The sequence below is a fragment of the Aeromonas hydrophila subsp. hydrophila ATCC 7966 genome (assembly GCF_000014805.1).
GTDB classification, from domain to species: domain Bacteria; phylum Pseudomonadota; class Gammaproteobacteria; order Enterobacterales; family Aeromonadaceae; genus Aeromonas; species Aeromonas hydrophila.
In genome coordinates this window covers 1,341,980-1,359,448 of record NC_008570.1, presented here as the reverse complement: position 1 = coordinate 1,359,448, position 17,469 = coordinate 1,341,980, and the positions used below count along the sequence as shown (strand labels likewise).

At 63.7% G+C, this 17,469-nt stretch carries 17 protein-coding genes; 7 read left to right on the top strand and 10 right to left on the bottom strand.

Features of this window, described 5'->3' with window-relative positions:
* Nucleotides 1-64: 64 nt before the first annotated feature.
* The gene (gene exaC / locus AHA_RS06285) at nucleotides 65-1,582 is read left to right on the top strand and encodes an acetaldehyde dehydrogenase ExaC (RefSeq protein ID WP_077392350.1); all 1,518 of its coding nucleotides are present in this window, start codon (nucleotides 65-67) and stop codon (nucleotides 1,580-1,582) included.
* 63 nt (nucleotides 1,583-1,645) lie between these two features.
* Here exaC and AHA_RS06280 read toward each other — a convergent pair whose 3' ends face one another.
* Complete coding sequence (locus AHA_RS06280; protein WP_011705163.1) at nucleotides 1,646-2,452, bottom strand: AraC family transcriptional regulator; 807 nt, start codon at nucleotides 2,450-2,452, stop codon at nucleotides 1,646-1,648.
* 96 nt (nucleotides 2,453-2,548) lie between these two features.
* On the opposite strand from AHA_RS06280, the gene AHA_RS06275 reads away from it, so the two are divergent.
* Nucleotides 2,549-3,448, top strand: a complete 900-nt coding sequence (locus AHA_RS06275) for a DMT family transporter (RefSeq protein WP_011705162.1) — start codon at nucleotides 2,549-2,551, stop codon at nucleotides 3,446-3,448.
* Between the two features lie 97 nt (nucleotides 3,449-3,545).
* On the opposite strand, the gene AHA_RS06270 is transcribed toward AHA_RS06275, so the two are convergent.
* From AHA_RS06270 to AHA_RS06250, 5 genes are all read right to left on the bottom strand, one after another.
* A complete protein-coding gene (locus AHA_RS06270) occupies nucleotides 3,546-4,238 on the bottom strand; it encodes a response regulator (protein WP_011705161.1) in 693 nt (230 codons plus the stop codon).
* A 3-nt stretch (nucleotides 4,239-4,241) separates the two neighbouring features.
* On the bottom strand, nucleotides 4,242-5,810 hold the full coding sequence (locus AHA_RS06265) for an ATP-binding protein (RefSeq protein WP_011705160.1): 1,569 nt from the start codon (nucleotides 5,808-5,810) through the stop codon (nucleotides 4,242-4,244).
* A 17-nt stretch (nucleotides 5,811-5,827) separates the two neighbouring features.
* Nucleotides 5,828-7,378, bottom strand: a complete 1,551-nt coding sequence (locus tag AHA_RS06260) for an NAD-dependent malic enzyme (RefSeq protein ID WP_011705159.1) — start codon at nucleotides 7,376-7,378, stop codon at nucleotides 5,828-5,830.
* An 11-nt stretch (nucleotides 7,379-7,389) separates the two neighbouring features.
* Entirely contained in the window at nucleotides 7,390-8,697 is a 1,308-nt protein-coding gene (locus AHA_RS06255; protein ID WP_011705158.1) for a 2-hydroxycarboxylate transporter family protein, read from the bottom strand.
* Nucleotides 8,698-9,242: 545 nt separating this feature from the next.
* Complete coding sequence (locus tag AHA_RS06250) at nucleotides 9,243-9,434, bottom strand: hypothetical protein (protein WP_011705157.1); 192 nt, start codon at nucleotides 9,432-9,434, stop codon at nucleotides 9,243-9,245.
* Between the two features lie 318 nt (nucleotides 9,435-9,752).
* Here AHA_RS06250 and slyA point away from each other — a divergent pair, with 318 nt between their 5' ends.
* From slyA to AHA_RS06225, 5 genes are all read left to right on the top strand, one after another.
* A complete protein-coding gene (gene slyA, locus AHA_RS06245) occupies nucleotides 9,753-10,220 on the top strand; it encodes a transcriptional regulator SlyA (protein ID WP_011705156.1) in 468 nt (155 codons plus the stop codon).
* Between the two features lie 14 nt (nucleotides 10,221-10,234).
* Nucleotides 10,235-11,290, top strand: a complete 1,056-nt coding sequence (locus AHA_RS06240; RefSeq protein ID WP_011705155.1) for an HlyD family secretion protein — start codon at nucleotides 10,235-10,237, stop codon at nucleotides 11,288-11,290.
* A gap of 10 nt (nucleotides 11,291-11,300) precedes the next feature.
* Nucleotides 11,301-12,329, top strand: a complete 1,029-nt coding sequence (locus AHA_RS06235) for a DUF2955 domain-containing protein (RefSeq protein WP_011705154.1) — start codon at nucleotides 11,301-11,303, stop codon at nucleotides 12,327-12,329.
* A 141-nt stretch (nucleotides 12,330-12,470) separates the two neighbouring features.
* Entirely contained in the window at nucleotides 12,471-13,232 is a 762-nt protein-coding gene (locus AHA_RS06230; protein ID WP_011705153.1) for a substrate-binding periplasmic protein, read from the top strand.
* Between the two features lie 127 nt (nucleotides 13,233-13,359).
* Nucleotides 13,360-13,719, top strand: a complete 360-nt coding sequence (locus AHA_RS06225; protein ID WP_011705151.1) for an MliC family protein — start codon at nucleotides 13,360-13,362, stop codon at nucleotides 13,717-13,719.
* A gap of 31 nt (nucleotides 13,720-13,750) precedes the next feature.
* On the opposite strand, the gene AHA_RS06220 is transcribed toward AHA_RS06225, so the two are convergent.
* The 4 genes from AHA_RS06220 to nrdD all read right to left on the bottom strand — a co-directional run bounded on the left by AHA_RS06220 (nucleotide 13,751) and on the right by nrdD (nucleotide 17,279).
* The gene (locus AHA_RS06220) at nucleotides 13,751-14,143 is read right to left on the bottom strand and encodes an energy transducer TonB (protein WP_011705150.1); all 393 of its coding nucleotides are present in this window, start codon (nucleotides 14,141-14,143) and stop codon (nucleotides 13,751-13,753) included.
* Between the two features lie 144 nt (nucleotides 14,144-14,287).
* Nucleotides 14,288-14,458 carry a YqaE/Pmp3 family membrane protein gene (locus AHA_RS06215; RefSeq protein WP_005303354.1) on the bottom strand — a complete coding sequence of 57 codons (171 nt, stop codon included), beginning with the start codon at nucleotides 14,456-14,458 and terminating at the stop codon, nucleotides 14,288-14,290.
* Between the two features lie 64 nt (nucleotides 14,459-14,522).
* Complete coding sequence (nrdG, locus tag AHA_RS06210) at nucleotides 14,523-15,032, bottom strand: anaerobic ribonucleoside-triphosphate reductase-activating protein (protein ID WP_011705148.1); 510 nt, start codon at nucleotides 15,030-15,032, stop codon at nucleotides 14,523-14,525.
* Between the two features lie 129 nt (nucleotides 15,033-15,161).
* On the bottom strand, nucleotides 15,162-17,279 hold the full coding sequence (nrdD, locus tag AHA_RS06205; RefSeq protein ID WP_011705147.1) for an anaerobic ribonucleoside-triphosphate reductase: 2,118 nt from the start codon (nucleotides 17,277-17,279) through the stop codon (nucleotides 15,162-15,164).
* Nucleotides 17,280-17,469 lie beyond the last annotated feature (190 nt).

The following is a 17,469-nucleotide window of genomic DNA, read 5'->3' as shown; positions in this document are numbered from 1 at the left end:
ATACACAGCAGCAACCGGGTTGCCCGCCAGCTCGGTCAGGACCACACACATAAAGGATGATGAGATGATTTATACCGCTCCCGGTCAGGCAGGTGCCCTGGTCAGCTTCAAGTCCCGTTACGACAACTTCATCGGTGGTGAGTGGGTGGCGCCGCGCGCCGGCCGCTACTTTGAAAACATCTCGCCGGTGGACGGCAAGGTGTTCTGCGAAGTGGCCCGCTCCGACGCCGCCGACATCGAGCTGGCGCTGGACGCAGCCCACAAGGCGTTCGCCAGCTGGAGCAAGACCAGCGTCACCGAGCGCAGCAACCTGCTGCTGCGCATCGCCGATCGCATCGAACAGAACATCGAGGTGCTCGCCATCGCCGAAACCTGGGAGAACGGCAAGGCGGTGCGCGAAACCCTGGCCGCCGACCTGCCACTGGTGGTGGATCACTTCCGCTACTTCGCCGGCTGTATCCGCGCCCAGGAGGGCTCGGCCGCCGAGCTGGATCAGAACACCGTCAGCTACCACTTCAAGGAGCCCATCGGGGTAGTCGGCCAGATCATCCCGTGGAACTTCCCGCTGCTGATGGCGGCCTGGAAGCTGGCCCCGGTGCTGGCGGCCGGCTGCTGCAGCGTGCTCAAGCCCGCCGAGCAGACCCCGGTCACCATCATGCTGATGATGGATCTCATCAAGGACATCCTGCCTGCCGGGGTGGTCAACGTGGTCAACGGCTTCGGCGCCGAGGCGGGCCAGGCGCTCGCCACCAGCAACCGGATCCAGAAGCTCGCCTTCACCGGCTCCACCGAGGTGGGCGCCCATATACTGCGCTGCGCCGCCGACAAGCTGATCCCCTCTACCGTGGAGCTGGGCGGCAAGTCCCCCAACATCTACTTCGCCGACGTGATGCAGCACGAGAGCAGCTACATCGACAAGGCGGTGGAAGGGATGCTGATGACCTTCTTCAACCAGGGCGAGGTGTGCACCTGCCCCTCCCGCGCCCTGGTGCAGGCCAGCATCTATGACGACTTCATGGACAAGGTGCTGGCCCGCGCCCGCACTATCGTGCAGGGCAACCCCCTCGACACCGCCACCCAGGTCGGTGCCCAGGCGTCGCGCGAGCAGTTCGACAAGATCCTGAGCTACATGGAGATCGGCCGCGGCGAAGGGGCCAAGATGCTGATCGGCGGCGGCCCGGCCAGGGTGAGCGGGCTGGAGGGGGGCTTCTACATCCAGCCCACCATCTTCTCGGGCCAGAACAAGATGCGGGTGTTCCAGGAGGAGATCTTCGGGCCGGCGCTCGGGGTCACCACCTTCAAGGACGAGGCGGATGCACTGGCGATTGCCAACGACACCCAGTACGGGCTGGGAGCGGGCCTGTGGACCCGCGACAGCAACCTGGCCTGGCGCATGGGACGCGGTATCCAGGCCGGCCGGGTCTGGGTCAACTGCTACCACGCCTACCCGGCGCACGCGGCCTTTGGCGGCTACAAGAAGTCAGGGATCGGCCGCGAGACCCACAAGATGATGCTGGACCACTATCAGAACACCAAGAACCTGCTGGTGAGCCACGACATCAACCCGCTCGGCTTCTTCTAAGCCCATCCGGTGATCAACAAGGGCGCCTGCGGGCGCCCTTTTCATTGCTTAGAGTGGTCGCAGCTAGAGCGCCGCCTGCCCGGCGCCGATGCCCAGTTGCTGGCGATAGCGCTGGGGCGAGCAGCCCAGCTCCCGGTTGAACATGGCGATGAAGGCCGAGGTGGAGCCGTAACCGAGCCGCCAGCCAATCTCCTGCACCGGCAATTCCCCCTTGAGCCAGGCCAGCGCCTTGAGCAGCTTGAGCCGGGCCCGCCACTGGCCGAAATTCATGCCCAATTCCCGCACGCAGCGCCTGGCCAGGGTGCGCTCGGTGGTGTGCAGCTGCTCGGCCCACTGGGCCAGGGTGCGCGGGTCGGCAGGGTCGCTGTGCAGTGCCGCCAGCATGGGGGCCAGCAGCTTGTCCTGGCTCATGGGCAGGTAGCTGTCCTGGCAGCGGGTGCGGGTCAGCTTCTCCACCAGCAGCTCGGCCTGGCGTACGTCCCACTCATCCTCCATATGGCCCAGCTTGCGATCGCAAAAATCGGCCAGGATGGCGCGGATCAGCGGAGTCATCTGCAGCAGCCTGGGCTCGGCCGGCAGCCGCGCCGCCAGGGCGTGATTGACGTAGATGGAGGTGTAGTCGAGGGCCTGCTGGTTGTAGGAGGCGTGCTCCAGATCCGCCGGCACCCAGATGAGGTAATCAGCCGGCGCCACCAGCCGGTGATCGTCAAGCACTATCTCCATCACCCCCAGACTGATCAGGCTGAGCTGGCCCCAGGGGTGGCTGTGAGGCGCACTGGCACTGTCCGCCTGGATCTGCTGATAACGTAGATAGAGCGGATTGGGCGCAGCCAGCTTGGCATCCTGGTCCAGATAGGGGAGGTATGGCATAAGTTGTCCTTTATGCGGGATCATCTGTCAGTTTTACGTTACTTGATAACAGAAAGACAAGGGTAGACTGGCCATCTCGATAATTAGGAGCCTGTAATGCGACTCTTCTACCCACTGATGTTTCCGCTGCTCGCCGTGCTGATCTGGGCCACCAATACCGTGGTGGCCAAGGCCGCCGCTGGGGTGGTGGATCCCGCCGCCATCTCATTTTACCGCTGGGTGATCGCCGCCCTGGCACTGACCCCCTTCTGCCTGCCGCAGCTGTGGCGTCGCCGTGGCGAGATCCGTCCCTTGCTCGGCAGGCTGCTGGTGCTATCCCTGCTCGGCATGGTGCTTTATCAGTGCCTCGCCTACTACGCCGCCCACACCACCTCGGCCACCAACATGGGGGTCATAGGCTCTTTAGTGCCTCTGCTCACCTTGTTGACTAGCGCACTGTTCTTTGGCCAGCGGCCGGGCAAACAGGCGCTGCTCGGCATGAGTATCTCGCTGTTTGGGGTACTTTGGCTGCTAGGTCAGGGTCAACCGCTGGCACTGCTGCATGGTGGTATCAATCCGGGTGATGGCATGATGTTGCTGGGGGCAACCAGCTACGCCCTCTATGGCCTGCTGATCCGCCGCTGGCAACTTCCATTCGGCCCCTGGCTCAACCTCTACATACAGATCCTGCTGGCCGTGCTGCTGCTGATCCCGGTCGCCCTCTGCGCCGAATCGCTGGCGGTGCCCGCCGAAGGCTGGGGACTGGTGCTGTTTGCCGGCATCGCCTCCTCGCTCTTCGCCGCCTACTGCTGGATGCGCGGCCTCGCCTGCATGGGAGCAGAGCGTACCTCGGTGTTCATGAACCTGATGCCGCTGTGCACGGCGCTGATCGCCGTCATCAGCCTGGGGGAGCCCATTCACGGCTATCACCTGCTGGGGGGTGGTCTCATTCTGGCGGGGGTCATGCTCTCCCAGTTCAAGCCGAAGGCCCGCCCGGCCCTGCTGGAAGAGGCCTGAGCGGCCTGCCGTACCGGTTTTTACACCAACAACAGACACAAAAAAGGGAGCTCAGGCTCCCTCTTTTGTTGGCATGGATCTGCGTGCGGCCAGCTGCTCAACTGCCCCGCCGCCAGTGGTAGCGGCGCTCGGGCCGGCCACGCTGACCGTAGTTGAGATCCACGTCCACCCGGTCCTCAGACTCCAGATACTCCAGATAGCGGCGCGCCGTGGTGCGGCTGAGGGACAAGCGCAGCGCCACCGTGTCGGTGGAGAAGGCGCTGTCCGGCTCACCCGCCAGCAGCTCCAGCACCTGGCGCAGGGTGATGGCGTCGATCCCCTTGGGGGTGTCGCGCACCTCGCGCCCCTGGGGTCTCACCTTGCCCATCAAGCGGTCCAGGTCGCTCTGCTCGAGGGAACCGCGCTCGCAGATGCGCCGGTGCAGAGTGAGGATCTCGTCCAGGCTCTGCTGGATGCGAAACAGCCGCAGCGGTTTGATGATGTAATCCTGCACCCCCTGATTGAGGGCCTGCTGGATGGTCTCCACGTCGCAGGAGGCGGTCACCATGATGACGTAGGCTTCGCGGTTGTGGCTGCGCAGCCGGTTCACCCACTCCAGGCCTGAGCCGTCAGGCAGCGAGATGTCCACCAACAGCAGTTGTGGCTGGGCCGCGCGCATCATGAGATCGGCCTGGGTCAGGCTCTCGGCCCGACCCAGCAGGGAAAATCCGGGAGTGGAGGAGACCAGCTCGGCCAGAATGGATCCTATCCGTTCGTCATCCTCGATCACCAGAGTGAAAATGGGCTCCATAGATCACACCAATTGGTTTTTATTCAAGTAGATACCGAACAGAGTCGTCTGTTCGGCGGTGCGGCGCCATTCTATCACACCCCCTCGCCTGGCCACCGTCTCCTTGACCAGGAACAGGCCGACACCGTGATCGCCGGTCTGGCGACTGATGCCGTAATCAAACAGATGGTCCGCCAGCGCCTCGTCCACCCCCTCGCCGCTGTCCTCCACCTCGATCACCAGCCGGCGCCCGAAGTCGTTGAGGGAGATGAGCACCCGTGGTGGACACTGCTTGCGCCGGGCCCAGGCGGCACGGATGCCGTTGTCCAGCAGGTTGCCGATGAGGGTGATGAGATCCGCCGACACCGCTGCCGGGTACTCGCCCAGCGCCGAATCGGGATCCAGCACCAGCTCCACCCCGAGCTCGCGGGCCCGGCTGAACTTGCCGAGGATGAGCCCGGCCACCGGCTTGTCCTCGATGGCCCGCAGCAGATCGTGCAGCATGGTCTGGCACGCCTCGCTCTCCTGCTGGATCAGCTCCACCGCCTGATCCACGTGGCCCAGCTGCAGCAGACCGGAGAGGCTGCTGAGCTTGTTGGCGAACTCGTGGGTCTGCATCCGCAGCATCTCGGCATACTGGCGCAGGTGAGTCACCTGCATGCCGAGGCTGCCGGTCACCTCGGGGCGACTGAAGATCAGCAGCCGACCGGGGATCTTGCCCTCCACCGCCTGCCAGCGCCCGATGAACGACTCGCCGTGCACGGTGAAGCCGAGCTCGGTCTCGAGCTGGGTCAGGGCGGGGGCGAGCGGCGGCGACAGCTCCGCCAGCGGCTGGCCGAGCAGGGAGTGGCGACCGGTGCCGGGCAGGCGCAGCTGGTAAAAGGCGGCGCTGTTGAGCATGCGGATGTGGCCCTGGCTGTCGAGGGCGATCACCCCCTCCGAGATGTGCTCCAGCACCAGCTCCTGCAGCACGAAGCGGTTGACGATGGTCTCCGGCTCCAGATCCAGCAGGGTGCGCCGCAGCCGATGCTGGATCCAGAGCGCCAGCAACAGGCCGCAACCCAGCACGGCGCCGATGGCGCTGATGAGCAGGGCGATCCGATCCAGATAGATGCCCTCCACCGTCTGCATCAGATAGCCCACCACCACGGCGCCGATGGCACGCCCGTCCGCCCCGATCACCGGGGCGAAGCAGCGAATGGCCGGCCCCAGGGTGCCCACGTCCTTGGAGCAGTAGCTGCTGCGCTCGTTGAGGGAGGGCCAGATATCCTCGCCGCGAAACAGACCGCCCACCAGCTCCGGAGAGGGGTGGCTCAGCCGGCGGGCGTGCTCATCGGTCACCACCATGTAGGCGGCGTCGGTGCGGCTGCAGATCCCCTGCACATAGTCCCGCAGACCCGGATCGCTGCCCCACTCCAGCGCCTGTACCACTCGGCTGTCCGCCGCCAGCACCCGCGCCAGGTCCCCCCCCTTCTCCTCCAGGTTCACTTCCAGCAGGTGGCGAATAAAGAGCGCCAGCAGGCTGCCCAGGATGACGATCAGGAGCAGTGACAGGCCCAGGGAGAGGGTGACCAGTTGGTGACGCAGTTTCATCGATTAGCCTTGCAACATCAGGACGCGGACCAATAGTGCGGGCGCCACCAGGTCTGGTCAATCAAAGGTGCGGGATCGCCGGCAAAATCCGCCAGCCCCTCGGCACGGGCACACAGTGCCACCGCTCTCGCCACGGCGCGGGCCACCTCCCCCACCTGCTCGATGGGAGGCAGCAGCCGCCCTTCGGCCAGTGGATAGGCGCCCACTGCCTGCACCGCCGCCCGCAGCATGCCGTCACTGATACGCCGCGCCTTGACCGCACTGGCCCCGAGGCCAATGCCCGGGAACACATAGACGTTGTTGCACTGGGAGACCACTCGCGCCGCCCCGTCCACCGTCACCGGCGGGAAGGGGCTGCCGGTGGCGAGCAGAGCGCGCCCGCCGGTCGCCTGCCACACCTGGGCCGGGGTCGCCTCGGCGCTGCGGGTGGGGTTGGAGAGCGGCAGGATCACCGGCCGCTCACACACCTCCCCCATGGCCGTCAACACCGCCTCGTCGAACAGACCGCCCTGACCGCTCACTCCGATCAGCACCCCGGGGCGCAGCCGCTCGATGAGCGCGGCCAAGGAGTGGCACGCCTCCGCCGCCGGGCGGGCGAACGGCTGCTGGGCCGGGGTGAGCCCGGCGCGGTCCTGGCAGACCAGGCCATCCTGATCAAACAGCTGCACCCGCTCCGTACCGCCCGCCAACTGGGCCAGCATGGCGGCGATACCGCAGCCGGCCGAGCCGGCCCCGACGATCAGCACCGGGGTATCGGCCAGTGTACTGCCCGCCTGCTGCAGGCCCGCCAGCACGCAGGCCGACGCCACCGCCGCCGTGCCCTGGATGTCGTCGTTGAACATGCACAGCTCATCGCGGTAGCGGGCCAGTAGATTGGCGGCATGCTTGCCGGCAAAGTCTTCAAACTGCAGCACCACCTGGGGCCAGCGTTTGCGAATAGCGGCCACCACCTTGTCCATGAAGTGGTAGTAAGGCTCGCCATCCACCCGCGGCGCCTGCCAGCCGAGGTAGGAGTCATCTTCCAGCAGCTCGGGGTTGTTGGTGCCCACATCGACACACAGCGGCAAGGTGCGCGCCGGGTTGATACCGCCGGCAGCGGAGTAGAGCGCCAGCTTGCCGATGCAGATCCCCATGCCGCCGATGCCGAGATCGCCGAGCCCCAGCACCCGCTCGCCATCGGAGATGACGATGACGTCCACCTCCTGCTCCACCGCCGCGAAGATGTCATCCAGCTCGTCCCGGTCGTGCCAGGAGAGGTAGAGGCCGTGGCTGCGCAGATAAAGGTCGCTGTGGCGCTGGCACGCCTCCCCCACCACCGGGGTATAGATGATGGGCAACAGCTCGGGCAGGTGGTGGCGCACCAGCTCGTAGAACAGCACCGGGTTGTCCTCCTGCAGCTGGCGCAGCAGCAGGTGCTGATCAAACGGGCTCTGCATGGCCGAAACCAGCCGGTAGATGCGGCGCCGCTGCTGGGCCAGCGACTCCTCCTTGTGGGGCATGCGCCCCATCAGTCCCTGTCGCTTGCGCTCGGCATAGGGCAGGCTGGTACCCATCATGATGTCGTTCATTATCTTGTTCCTTATGCCAGCAGCGAAATGAGCAGGGTGGCCAGGATCAGCATGACGGCCCCCCCGAGACGGGAAGAGATCTGGGCAAACGGCATCAGCGTCATGCGCTGGGCCGCCGAGAGCACTGCCACGTCACCGGTGCCCCCCATGTTGGCCATGCACAGACCGCCGGTGATGGCCGCCTCGATGGGATAGAAGCCGATCATTCGGCCCACCAGCGCAGCCCCCAGGGCACCGCTGACCACGGTCACCAGCACCAGCACGAAGTAGCTGACGGAGAAGGCGCTGATGAGCTCGGGGATGCTGGTGTAGGCGACGCCGATCCCCACCAGCAGAGAGGGAGTCAGGTTGCTGACCACAAACTGGTACCAGTCAGCCGCCGCCTGCTCGTAACGGCGGGGCAGCAGGCCGCTCACCTTGATGACGGCCACCGCCAGGATCATCAGGGCGAAGGGATGCATGGGGATGAAGTTGCCGAGCAATGAGCCCAGCACGAACATGCTGGAGCTGATGAAGAGCCCGAGACCCAGGCTCTCCAGCGTCGGCGCCTGCACCTTCTCTTCGGCCACGCCAGCGGCACTCTCTTTTATCATCAGCTTGCCGTTGCCGGTCAGGGAGGGGTAGCGGCGACCAAGGCGGGCCAGCAAGGTCCCCACCAGGATGGCCAGGGTGTTGGCGATCACCACCGCCGGCACCATGCGCGACAGCAGATCGGCGCTCGACATCTGCAGCGGCCCGGAGAGGATCTCCACCAGCGGCACGGCGCCGGCTCCCATGCCGCCCCCCATGATGGGCAGACCGATCAGCAGCACCGCATTCTTGAAGCCATACCCCATCAGGGCGCCCACCAGACCGACGCTGAGCAGCGCCAGCGCGACGCCCCCCAGGATCACCGGCAAGTAGCGCATGGCGGCGTTTTTCAGCAGGGCGCCGCTCAGGCCGAACACCGAGCCGGTTACCAGGCTGGCGATGAAGAAGTTGAGAAAGCCCCCCTCCTTCATGAAGCCGATGATCACCTGGCCCGCCTCGACGGGCAGGATCCGGTATTCAAACAGGGCGGCGCCGCCGAAGATGGCGAGTATGGTGCCACCCCCCAGGTATTCACGGATGGGGGTGATGCGCTCCCCCAGCTCGGTCAGCAGGGTGCCGAGCACGAACATCAATGCCAGCGCGCCGACCATGCCGAGTGGCAAGGATCCATTCCAGCCCGAGAAGAGTACGCAGGTAGCAAGCCCGAGGAAGATCATCATGGGCATGCCGGCAATCTGTCGGTCGCCAAACAGCGCGATCCGGGTCTGTGGGGTAGAGAGGTTTTTCATTGTTATGCTCCAGCGTGTGGTGTGGCGCCACTCTAGCTATCTCTCTTCCCCCTGTCGGTTAGCCTGTCTGCAAAGGCATATAAAAACATTAAATTCTTAAACGTTATGGCTGGCAAAGGATGCCGCCCGGCCTGTCATTGGCATTATTCAGGCGCACTATTGTGCCGCGCCAATCAAACCGGTGAGCCCTCATCCCTCAATGCCAACAGGCTCTTGATGGGGCCATTATCAAATAACGATTAAATAATGGGCGGCATACATCTCAATAATGGGAAACCATGCTTGCCCCGCTCGATGCTATTTCGATTGATCACCGGCAAGGATTGCGTGGCGATCTCAAGATCGGCAAATCCCAATCGGATAAACCGCCGCAGACCGGAAGAGACACCAGGAAGATTGCGGGCGGGCGATCACGCCGATGCCCGCAAGGATGATCTGCCCATGGCAGGCCGTGCCTGCCTCAGGGGAGCGTTTGAGCCGATACAAGCAGGCCCTGCAACAGACCATCAGATGATGATGACGGCCTCATGACACCAACCGAAAAACTATTCGGCTAATAACAGTGGAATATTGGCAGGGTCAAATTCATGACAGATTTCGGTACTTTCCAGGCTGAGACCATAATGGCCATCGGCAACATATTCCACCTCCACCAACAGGCTCTCGATGGAGAAATAGGGGTCACCCGATTCATATCGTTCCACAGCTATCGTCTCCCTGTTTAGCTGACCCATCAATATTAGTGGATAAAAAACAGCCTGCCGAATTCAGATAATATTTTTCTGCCACCAACATTATCGGCCATGGCTATTCGAAGGCTATTTTCAGCACGCTCGGTGACATGATTTGGTTATTTCACCGGCCCATGGTGGGAATGGTTCACCCAAATAGGCTCGCGGCAGACACGGGTGGCTGCCAACAGGACATTCAAACCCAGCAAGCAAGATCCATAAGAAACCTACCTCCAATTTTCATAAACAAGATCGCGATCACACTATTTACTTAGCCTGCTAAACAACTACAATGCTTAGCAAGCTAAGTAAATGGAGAGTCTCATGATGAAGGATCTGGAAATGCTGCGCGAGCTGTCCCTCGCCGAACGGGTCGGCCGACTGCATCGGCTGTGGCGCACCGTGGCCGATCTCGAGCTGGCCCCCCTCGGCCTCACCCATCCTCGCTGGACGGCGCTGTGGAAACTGAGCCGGCTCGGTGGCCACCTCAGCCAGAAGACCCTGGCCGAAGCGCTGGAGATCGAACTGCCCTCCCTGATGCGCACCCTGGGCCAGCTGGAAGAGCAGGGGCTGGTGGAGCGCCACTGCTGCAGTCAGGACAAGCGAGCCCGCATCGTCACCCTGACTCCGGCCGGCAAGGCGCTGCTCGACCAGATTGAAGATCGCATCATGGAGATACGCCGGGAGCTGCTCGCCGGCATCAGCCAGCGGGAGCTGGAACAGTTTGAAGATATCGTGCACCGCATCTGCGCCAATGCCCTCGGCAAGATAGGTGCACAGTGCACAGAGTGAAGAGAGAGAGTGAAATGACCCCGGATCAACAATTCAAGCTCTGGATAAAATGGGCCATGGGCGCCTTCGTACTGGTCTTTGCCTACTTCCTGCTGGCCGACCTCAAGATGCCGCTCACCCCGCAAGCCATGGCGACCCGCGTCGTGACCAAGATGGCGCCCCAGGTCAGCGGCAAGGTGGTCGAGGTGGCCGTCGGCAACAACCAGCACGTCAAGCAGGGCGATCTGCTGTTCGTGCTCGATCCCGCCCCCTTTGAACTGGCGGTGGAGCAGGCCCGCCTCGCCCTGGCCCAGGCCGAGCAGCAGAATCGCCAGCTCGATGCCACCCTCAATGCCGCCAGCGCCGACTTCAGTTCGCTGCAGACTCAGGCTGCCCTCAAGCTGCGGGAGGCCGAGCGCATCGACGCCCTCTATCGCCGCCACATGGTCTCCGAGCAGCAGAAGGATGACGCCGACAGTGCGTTTCGCACCGCCCAGGCCAACCTGCTGGCCAGCAAGGCCCGCATGACCCAGGCCCGGGTCAACCGTGGTCTGCCCGGCGACGACAACCTGCTGCTGCGCCAGGCCCGCAACCGCCTCGCCCAGGCCGAGCTCAACCTCGCCTACAGCCGGGTGCACGCCAGCCAGGACGGCATCATCACCAACCTGCAGCTCAAGCCGGGCAGCTTCGCCGCGGCGGGCGCACCGCTGCTGGCGCTGGTCTCCGAGCAGGTGGACGTGATCGCCGATTTTCGCGAGAAGAGCCTGCGCCACGTCAATCAGGACAGCCAGGCACTGGTCGCCTTCGATGGCGAGCCGGGTCGCCTCTATCCGGCCCGGGTCACCAGCCTGGATGCCGGGGTCAGCGCCGGCCAGTTCGATGCCAACGGCCTCCTGGCCAGCCCCACCGAGTCGGATCGCTGGGTGCGCGACGCCCAGCGTCTGCGCCTGCACCTGGCGCTGGAACAGCTGCCCGCCCATCTGCCGGCCGGTGCCCGCGCCACCGTGCAGCTGCTGCCCGACAACGCCCTGACCGGACTGCTGGCCCGCGCCCAGATCCGCCTGCTCAGCCTGCTGCACTACATCTACTGAGGTGACGGCAATGACTTTGTGGCACAGGCCCCTCACCGCCAACGAACTGCGCCAATGCCTGCGCATCGCCTTTGGCAGCACCACCGGCTTTCTGCTCTGCAAGCTGTTCGGCTGGAACTACGGCGTCTTCTACACCGTCACGCCGGTACTGCTGCTGGGCATGGTGCCGGTGATGAACGGCCATGCCGCCCGCCAGCTGATCGCCGCCGCCGTGGTCTGCGGGCTGGAAGTGGGGCTGCTGGGGGGGCTGTTTGGCGGCCATCCCGGCCTGATGGTTCCCATCGCCTTCCTGCTGTTTCTCTACCGCTTCGCCGCCATGTCGCGGGGCAGCCTGTTCCTGTTCGGTGCCAACGGGGTGTTGAGTCTCAGCATCATGCTGCACTTTGCCAGCTACCCGCAGACCGATCTCAACGACCTCATCTTCAGCAACCTGTGGGCCAGCGTGCTGTCGGTGCTCATCGCCTACCTGATGACGGCGCTTATCCCGGACGTGGAGGAGCGCCCCAAACCGGCCCCCTCCCCCAAGGCACCGCACCGGATGCGGCACGAGGCGCTGCTTGGCGCCAGCATCGCCACCCTCTCCTTCATGGTGTTCCAGATCTTCGATCTGCGGGACTCCATGTCGGCCCAGGCCACGACCCTGCTGGTGCTCTTCCCCATGCACTGGGACGGCGCCCTGAGCTATGCCCGCAAACGGGCCATGGGCACCCTGCTCGGGGTGAGCTTCGGCCTGGTCAGCCAGCTGGTGCTCTACGACTGGTCGGGACTGCTGTTGCTGGTCGCCCCCATGCTCTGGCTCGGCGCCATGCTGTTCAGCCATGCCCACGTGAAGGAGGCGAGCGGTTCCGGGGTCGGCTTCGGCGCCCTCACCACCCTCGGCATCCTGTTCGGCCAATACCTGACGCCGGGCAACGATCTGGTGTTCAGCGCCCTCTACCGGGTCAGCAGCATCTTGTTTGCCATCGTCGCCACCCTGCTGGCCTGTTACCTCATCCACCGACTGCTTAACCGCTTCGAGGCTACTCGGTTCGGTTATTGACCCCCTGTTGTTAGCTCAAGGATGTGCTGCCTTTCGCCCCGCTATGCCTACCGGGGCGTTTTTTTGCCTTCCGTTTGGCGGCACCTGCGGCCAGCCCCAGCAACTATGCTTGCTAGGGCAGTCGGCAACAGGAGAGAGACCATGGCACGAGCAGCATACATCCACTGGTTGGCAATCACTCTGCTGCTGGGGATCACCTGTGCCCGGGCAGAGCAGGTGCTCATTGCCGCCGAGGATGATTGGGCCCCCTACTGCGCCCTCGACAAGCAGAGCGGTCAGCCGCAGGGGCTGGCCCCCGAGCTGGTGAAGGCTGCCTTCGCCGCCGAGGGGGTCGACGTCGAGTTTCGCACCATCCCCTTCGCCCGCTGCATGTACGAGGCACGCAGCGACAAGGTGCTCGGCTGCTTCGATGCCACCATCACCGAGGAGAACCGCTACCAGTACTTCTGGCACGAGACCCCCATGTTCGAGGAGGATCTCGCCATCTTCGCCCTGGCCCGCGAACCGCGCCGGGATCTCAAGCTCACCTCGCTGGAACAGAAGACGGTGGGCATCACCCTCGGCTACACCTACCCCACCGACTTCATGGAAAACCCCAGGATCACCCGTTTCCAGGCCAAGTCCGACGCCCAGATCATTGAGATGCTGGTGCGCGGCCGGGTCGACTACATCCTGATGAACGAGATGCCGGGTTACCTCAAGATCCAGCAAAAGCAGCTGAGCGGGAAGGTGGTCAAGGTGGGCAAGATCTCCACCGACGGTTTCTGGCTCGCCTTCTCTCGCGCCCACCCTCAGGGTGAGGCAATGGCCAAGCGCTTCGAGGAGGGGCTGCAGAAGATCCGCAACAACGGCACCTACGAGGCGCTGGTGCGCGCCTTCGAGGCCAGACTCGGCCTGCATTGAGCCGCTGCTCATTAGCGCTTCTTTTGACGCCCATGGACGCATATCGACGCAAGCCGGGTCGAGGCGCATTGCGCCCCTTTGGCAAGCTGTTAGGATCACGCCCGGATGACACCGATGGAGAATCAACATGAAGCACGCCAACCTTCTGCTGCTGGGCATCACGAGCCTGACCCTGCTGAGCGCCTGCGAACGCGGCGCCGGCACCCTGAGCGTGACCGGTGGCGACCCCGTCACCTATCTGTGTGAACAGGGCCAACGGGTGCAGGTACGCTACTTCGCCCTCTCCGATCAGAGCCTGAACTTCGTCAAGCTGGCGCTGCCAGACGGCAAGGATTACACCCTGCCGCAGAGCGTTTCCGCCTCCGGCGCCCGCTACACCGACGACCATGAGGCCGTCTGGTGGAACAAGGGAGATGAAGGCTTTGTCGAAATGCGCGACAAGGATGGCGAGTGGCAGAGCGTCTACAACGACTGCAAGCAGCAGTAAACAGCAACCCCGGCCTGGCCGGGGTTGCTCATTACTCCACTTCAATCTCGTAGCGACCCACCACTCGTACCGGAATGGCCTGCGGGTTCTGCTCCGACACTCGATAGCGGGTCTTGGCCAGTCCCGACAGGGCGATCAGGTCCAGCACACCGGGCGGCTCCGAGGCCACAATCTCTGGGCTGAACAGATTGCCGTTGGAGTCGATGAGATAACGGATCTCCACATAGCCCTTGACGGGCAGCTTGGCTGGCGCGCCACCCACCGGTTCAAACGGGGGCACCTCGCCATCCTGCACCCAATATTTGCCAAGCTCCGCCATGGTCACCTCCAGCGGCGGCTGGTTCAGTTTCACGGTAGGACTGGGGCTGGCACAGCCCCCCAACAGACCGAGCACAGTGCCCAGCAGCAAGACCTTCAAACCCATTCAACACTCCTTGTTGAGTCAGACCAGAGGGGTCACCCCTCCCCGGCAGGGTTGCCGGCCCGTTACTGTAACAATCGGAACCCGTTTGAGCAGCATAAAAAAAGCCAACCCCATCGGGTTGGCTTTTGGCAAAGCGGCTCAACGTCAGCCGCGCTTGTCGCTGACCACCAGCCAGAGCGCATGCACCATGCCGGGCAGGCCGCCGAGCAGGGTCAGCACTATGTTGATCAGAAAATGCAGGCTGAAGCCCACCTGAAGAAAGGCACAGACCGGGGGCAGAAAGATGGCCAGCAGGATCTTGAGCAGATTGTTCATCTCGGATTTCCTCGTCAACGATGTCACAGGGATAGCAATGGGCTAACCATAAACATCCCTGGCTTCAACTGCAAACCAGACAGGTAATGCGCTCACCCCCTTCCCGCCAGGCGTTGAGGTCGTGGATGACCTGGTTGCTGCTGCCGCGCCAGAGCAGGCCGGGATCCGCCAGCCCCTTCTCGAACTTGCCGTCCACCAGCACGTCCAGCAAGGCCACCAGCTCGCGCTGGGCCGGGCTGAGCTCGCCAAGCAGATAGCCGGTCCAGCACCAGATGTCCTTGCCGGGGCACTCGGCACGCACCCGCCGCACCAACGCCAGCACCTGGGGCACGTTGGCCGGGTGGAGCGGATCGCCGCCGGAGAGCGACAGTCCGCGCCGCTTGATGCGCGTGTCGTTGAGATCCGCGATGACGCGATCGCTCATCGCCTCATCGAACGGCTTGCCGCCATCGAGCCGCCAGGTGCTCTGGTTGTAGCAGCCGGGACACTGGTGCTCGCAACCCGAGACGAACAGGGTGGCGCGGGTACCGGGGCCGTTGATCACATCGACCGGGTAGTATTGGTGGTAGTGCATCTTCTCTCTCTATTGCGGCCCCTCATCCCCAGCCCTTCTCCCGCGAGGGGAGAAGGGTGCAAAGCGGCGCCAACAGCACCTCGGATGGTTCCCTCTCCCTTTGGGAGAGGGCTAGGGTGAGGGCTCGGCCTACATATGTTTGACGCGGCGCTTCACCTCTTCCTGCTTGCCCGCATTGAAGGGGCGCGCATCCGGGCTGCCGAGGTAGCCGCAGACACGGCGGGTCACCGACACCTTGGCCGGGTCGTGATTGCCGCAGCGCGGGCAGGTAAAGCCCTTGGAGGTGCACTCGAATTCGCCGGTAAAGCCGCAGTCGTAGCACTCGTCGATGGGGGTGTTGGTACCGTAGTAGGGCACCTTGTCATAGCTGTAGTCCCAGACGTTCTCCAGCGCTTCCAGGTTGTGCTGGATGTTGGGGTACTCGCCGTAGCAGATGAAGCCGCCGCTGGCGATGGGCGGATAGGGCGCCTCGAAGTCCAGCTTGTCATACGGATTGACCTGCTTCTCCACGTCGAGGTGGAAGCTGTTGGTGTAGTAGCCCTTGTCGGTCACCCCCGCCACCACGCCAAACTCCTTGGCGTCGATGCGGCAGAAGCGCGAGCAGAGGTTCTCGCTCGGGGTGGAGTAGAGGCTGAAGCCGTAGCCGGTCTCCTCCTTCCACTCGTCGGTGGCCGCCTTGAGCCGTGCAATGATGGCGATGGCCTTCTGCTGCAGCTCGGCACTGTCAAACAGATGCACCTGATCGCCAAACAGGGCGTTGATGGTCTCGTGTACCCCGATGTAGCCAAGGGAGATGGAAGCGCGACCATTCTTGAAGATCTCGCTGACATTGTCGTCCGCCTTCAGGCGCACCCCGCAGGCCCCTTCCATGTAGAGGATGGGCGCGACCCGGGCCTTGACCCCGTCGAGGCGCTTGATGCGGTACATCAGTGCGGTCTTGGCTACCCGCAGGGCGGCGTCCAGCTTGTCCCAGAAGTCCGCTTCATCGCGGGATTTCAGGGCGATGCGCGGCAGGTTGAGGCTTACCACCCCTAAGTTGTTGCGCCCTTCGTGGACCAGCTCGCCGTGCTCCTCGTAGGCACCGAGGAAAGAGCGGCAACCCATGGGGGTCTTGAAGGAGCCGGTCACCTTGACCACCTGGTCGTAGTTGAGGATGTCCGGGTACATCCGCTTGGAGGCGCACTCCAGCGCCAGCTGCTTGATGTCGTAGTTGGGATCGCCCTGCTTGTGGTTGAGGCCATCCTTGATGGCGAACACCAGTTTCGGGAACACGGCGGTCTTCTTGTTCTTGCCAAGGCCGGCGATGCGGTTGCTCAAGATGGCGCGCTGGATCAGGCGTGACTGCCAGCTGTCGCCGAGGCCAAAGCCGAAGGTGACGAACGGGGTCTGACCGTTGGCGGTGTGCAGGGTGTTCACCTCGTACTCCAGCGACTGGAAGGCGTCATAGCACTCCTTCTCGGTGCGGGCCATGGCGTAGGCATCCACATCGCCGATGCCCCACTCCAGCGCCACTTCCCGGTGCTTCTCCCAGCTGATGGTCACATAGGGAGCCAGCACTTCGTCGATGCGGTTGATGGTGGTGCCGCCATAGATGTGGCTCGCCACCTGGGCGATGATCTGGGCCGTGACCGCGGTGGCGGTGCTGATGGACTTGGGAGTGTCGATCTCCGCGTTGCCCATCTTGAAGCCGTGGGTCAGCATCCCCTTCAGGTCGATCAACATGCAGTTGAACATGGGGAAGAAGGGGGAGTAGTCGAGATCGTGGAAGTGCAGATCGCCGCTCTCGTGGGCCTGCACCACATCGCGGGGCAGCATGTGACTGGTGGCGTAATGCTTGGCGACGATGCCCGCCAGCAGGTCACGCTGGGTCGGGATCACCTTGGAGTCCTTGTTGGCGTTCTCGTTGAGCAGGGCCGCGTTGGTCTGCTCCACCAGGCCGCGGATCTCCTGGGCCAGCCGGCCGCGGGCCTCGCGGGCCTGATCCCGGTCGTGACGGTATTCGATGTAGGCACGGGCGATGGCCTTGTCGTCGGAAGCCATCAGGTGGTTCTCGACCCGGTTCTGGATCTCGTGGATGTCCACTTCCCCCCGTCCTTCCAGCTCCTGGGTGACGGCGGCGGCAATGCGCTCGGCCAGCGCCGGACTGGCCTGATTGACCGCTTCTGCCGCTCGGCCCACCGCCTCGGCAATCAGCTGGGCATTGAATGGTGCGCGACATCCATCACGTTTGATCACAACCGGTTTCATGGATTTTCCCCGTTAAAAAGGCCAGGCTCTCGCCCTCGGCTTACCCTTGTTTGGCCCCCTTCTCCACGCCTCGTCCTCGGCGCAAATAAATTCAGCCGAGGCTTGACAAGCCAGGGCTGACGATGAGAAGGGAACAGCTTGTACACAGCTTAATAACACAACATATAGGGATTAAAAACGAATGCAGCCC

Bases quoted from the DNA above. Each gene is read 5' to 3' on its own strand.
- AHA_RS06215 (WP_005303354.1), bottom strand. From the start codon at position 14,458: ATGAACAATCTGCTCAAGATCCTGCTGGCCATCTTTCTGCCCCCGGTC.
- nrdD (WP_011705147.1), bottom strand. From the start codon at position 17,279: ATGAAACCGGTTGTGATCAAACGTGATGGATGTCGCGCACCATTCAAT.
- slyA (WP_011705156.1), top strand. From the start codon at position 9,753: ATGATGAAGGATCTGGAAATGCTGCGCGAGCTGTCCCTCGCCGAACGG.
- AHA_RS06240 (WP_011705155.1), top strand. From the start codon at position 10,235: ATGACCCCGGATCAACAATTCAAGCTCTGGATAAAATGGGCCATGGGC.
- AHA_RS06255 (WP_011705158.1), bottom strand. From the start codon at position 8,697: ATGAAAAACCTCTCTACCCCACAGACCCGGATCGCGCTGTTTGGCGAC.
- AHA_RS06230 (WP_011705153.1), top strand. From the start codon at position 12,471: ATGGCACGAGCAGCATACATCCACTGGTTGGCAATCACTCTGCTGCTG.
- AHA_RS06270 (WP_011705161.1), bottom strand. From the start codon at position 4,238: ATGGAGCCCATTTTCACTCTGGTGATCGAGGATGACGAACGGATAGGA.
- exaC (WP_077392350.1), top strand. From the start codon at position 65: ATGATTTATACCGCTCCCGGTCAGGCAGGTGCCCTGGTCAGCTTCAAG.
- AHA_RS06220 (WP_011705150.1), bottom strand. From the start codon at position 14,143: ATGGGTTTGAAGGTCTTGCTGCTGGGCACTGTGCTCGGTCTGTTGGGG.
- AHA_RS06280 (WP_011705163.1), bottom strand. From the start codon at position 2,452: ATGCCATACCTCCCCTATCTGGACCAGGATGCCAAGCTGGCTGCGCCC.
- AHA_RS06235 (WP_011705154.1), top strand. From the start codon at position 11,301: ATGACTTTGTGGCACAGGCCCCTCACCGCCAACGAACTGCGCCAATGC.
- nrdG (WP_011705148.1), bottom strand. From the start codon at position 15,032: ATGCACTACCACCAATACTACCCGGTCGATGTGATCAACGGCCCCGGT.
- AHA_RS06260 (WP_011705159.1), bottom strand. From the start codon at position 7,378: ATGAACGACATCATGATGGGTACCAGCCTGCCCTATGCCGAGCGCAAG.
- AHA_RS06265 (WP_011705160.1), bottom strand. From the start codon at position 5,810: ATGAAACTGCGTCACCAACTGGTCACCCTCTCCCTGGGCCTGTCACTG.
- AHA_RS06275 (WP_011705162.1), top strand. From the start codon at position 2,549: ATGCGACTCTTCTACCCACTGATGTTTCCGCTGCTCGCCGTGCTGATC.
- AHA_RS06225 (WP_011705151.1), top strand. From the start codon at position 13,360: ATGAAGCACGCCAACCTTCTGCTGCTGGGCATCACGAGCCTGACCCTG.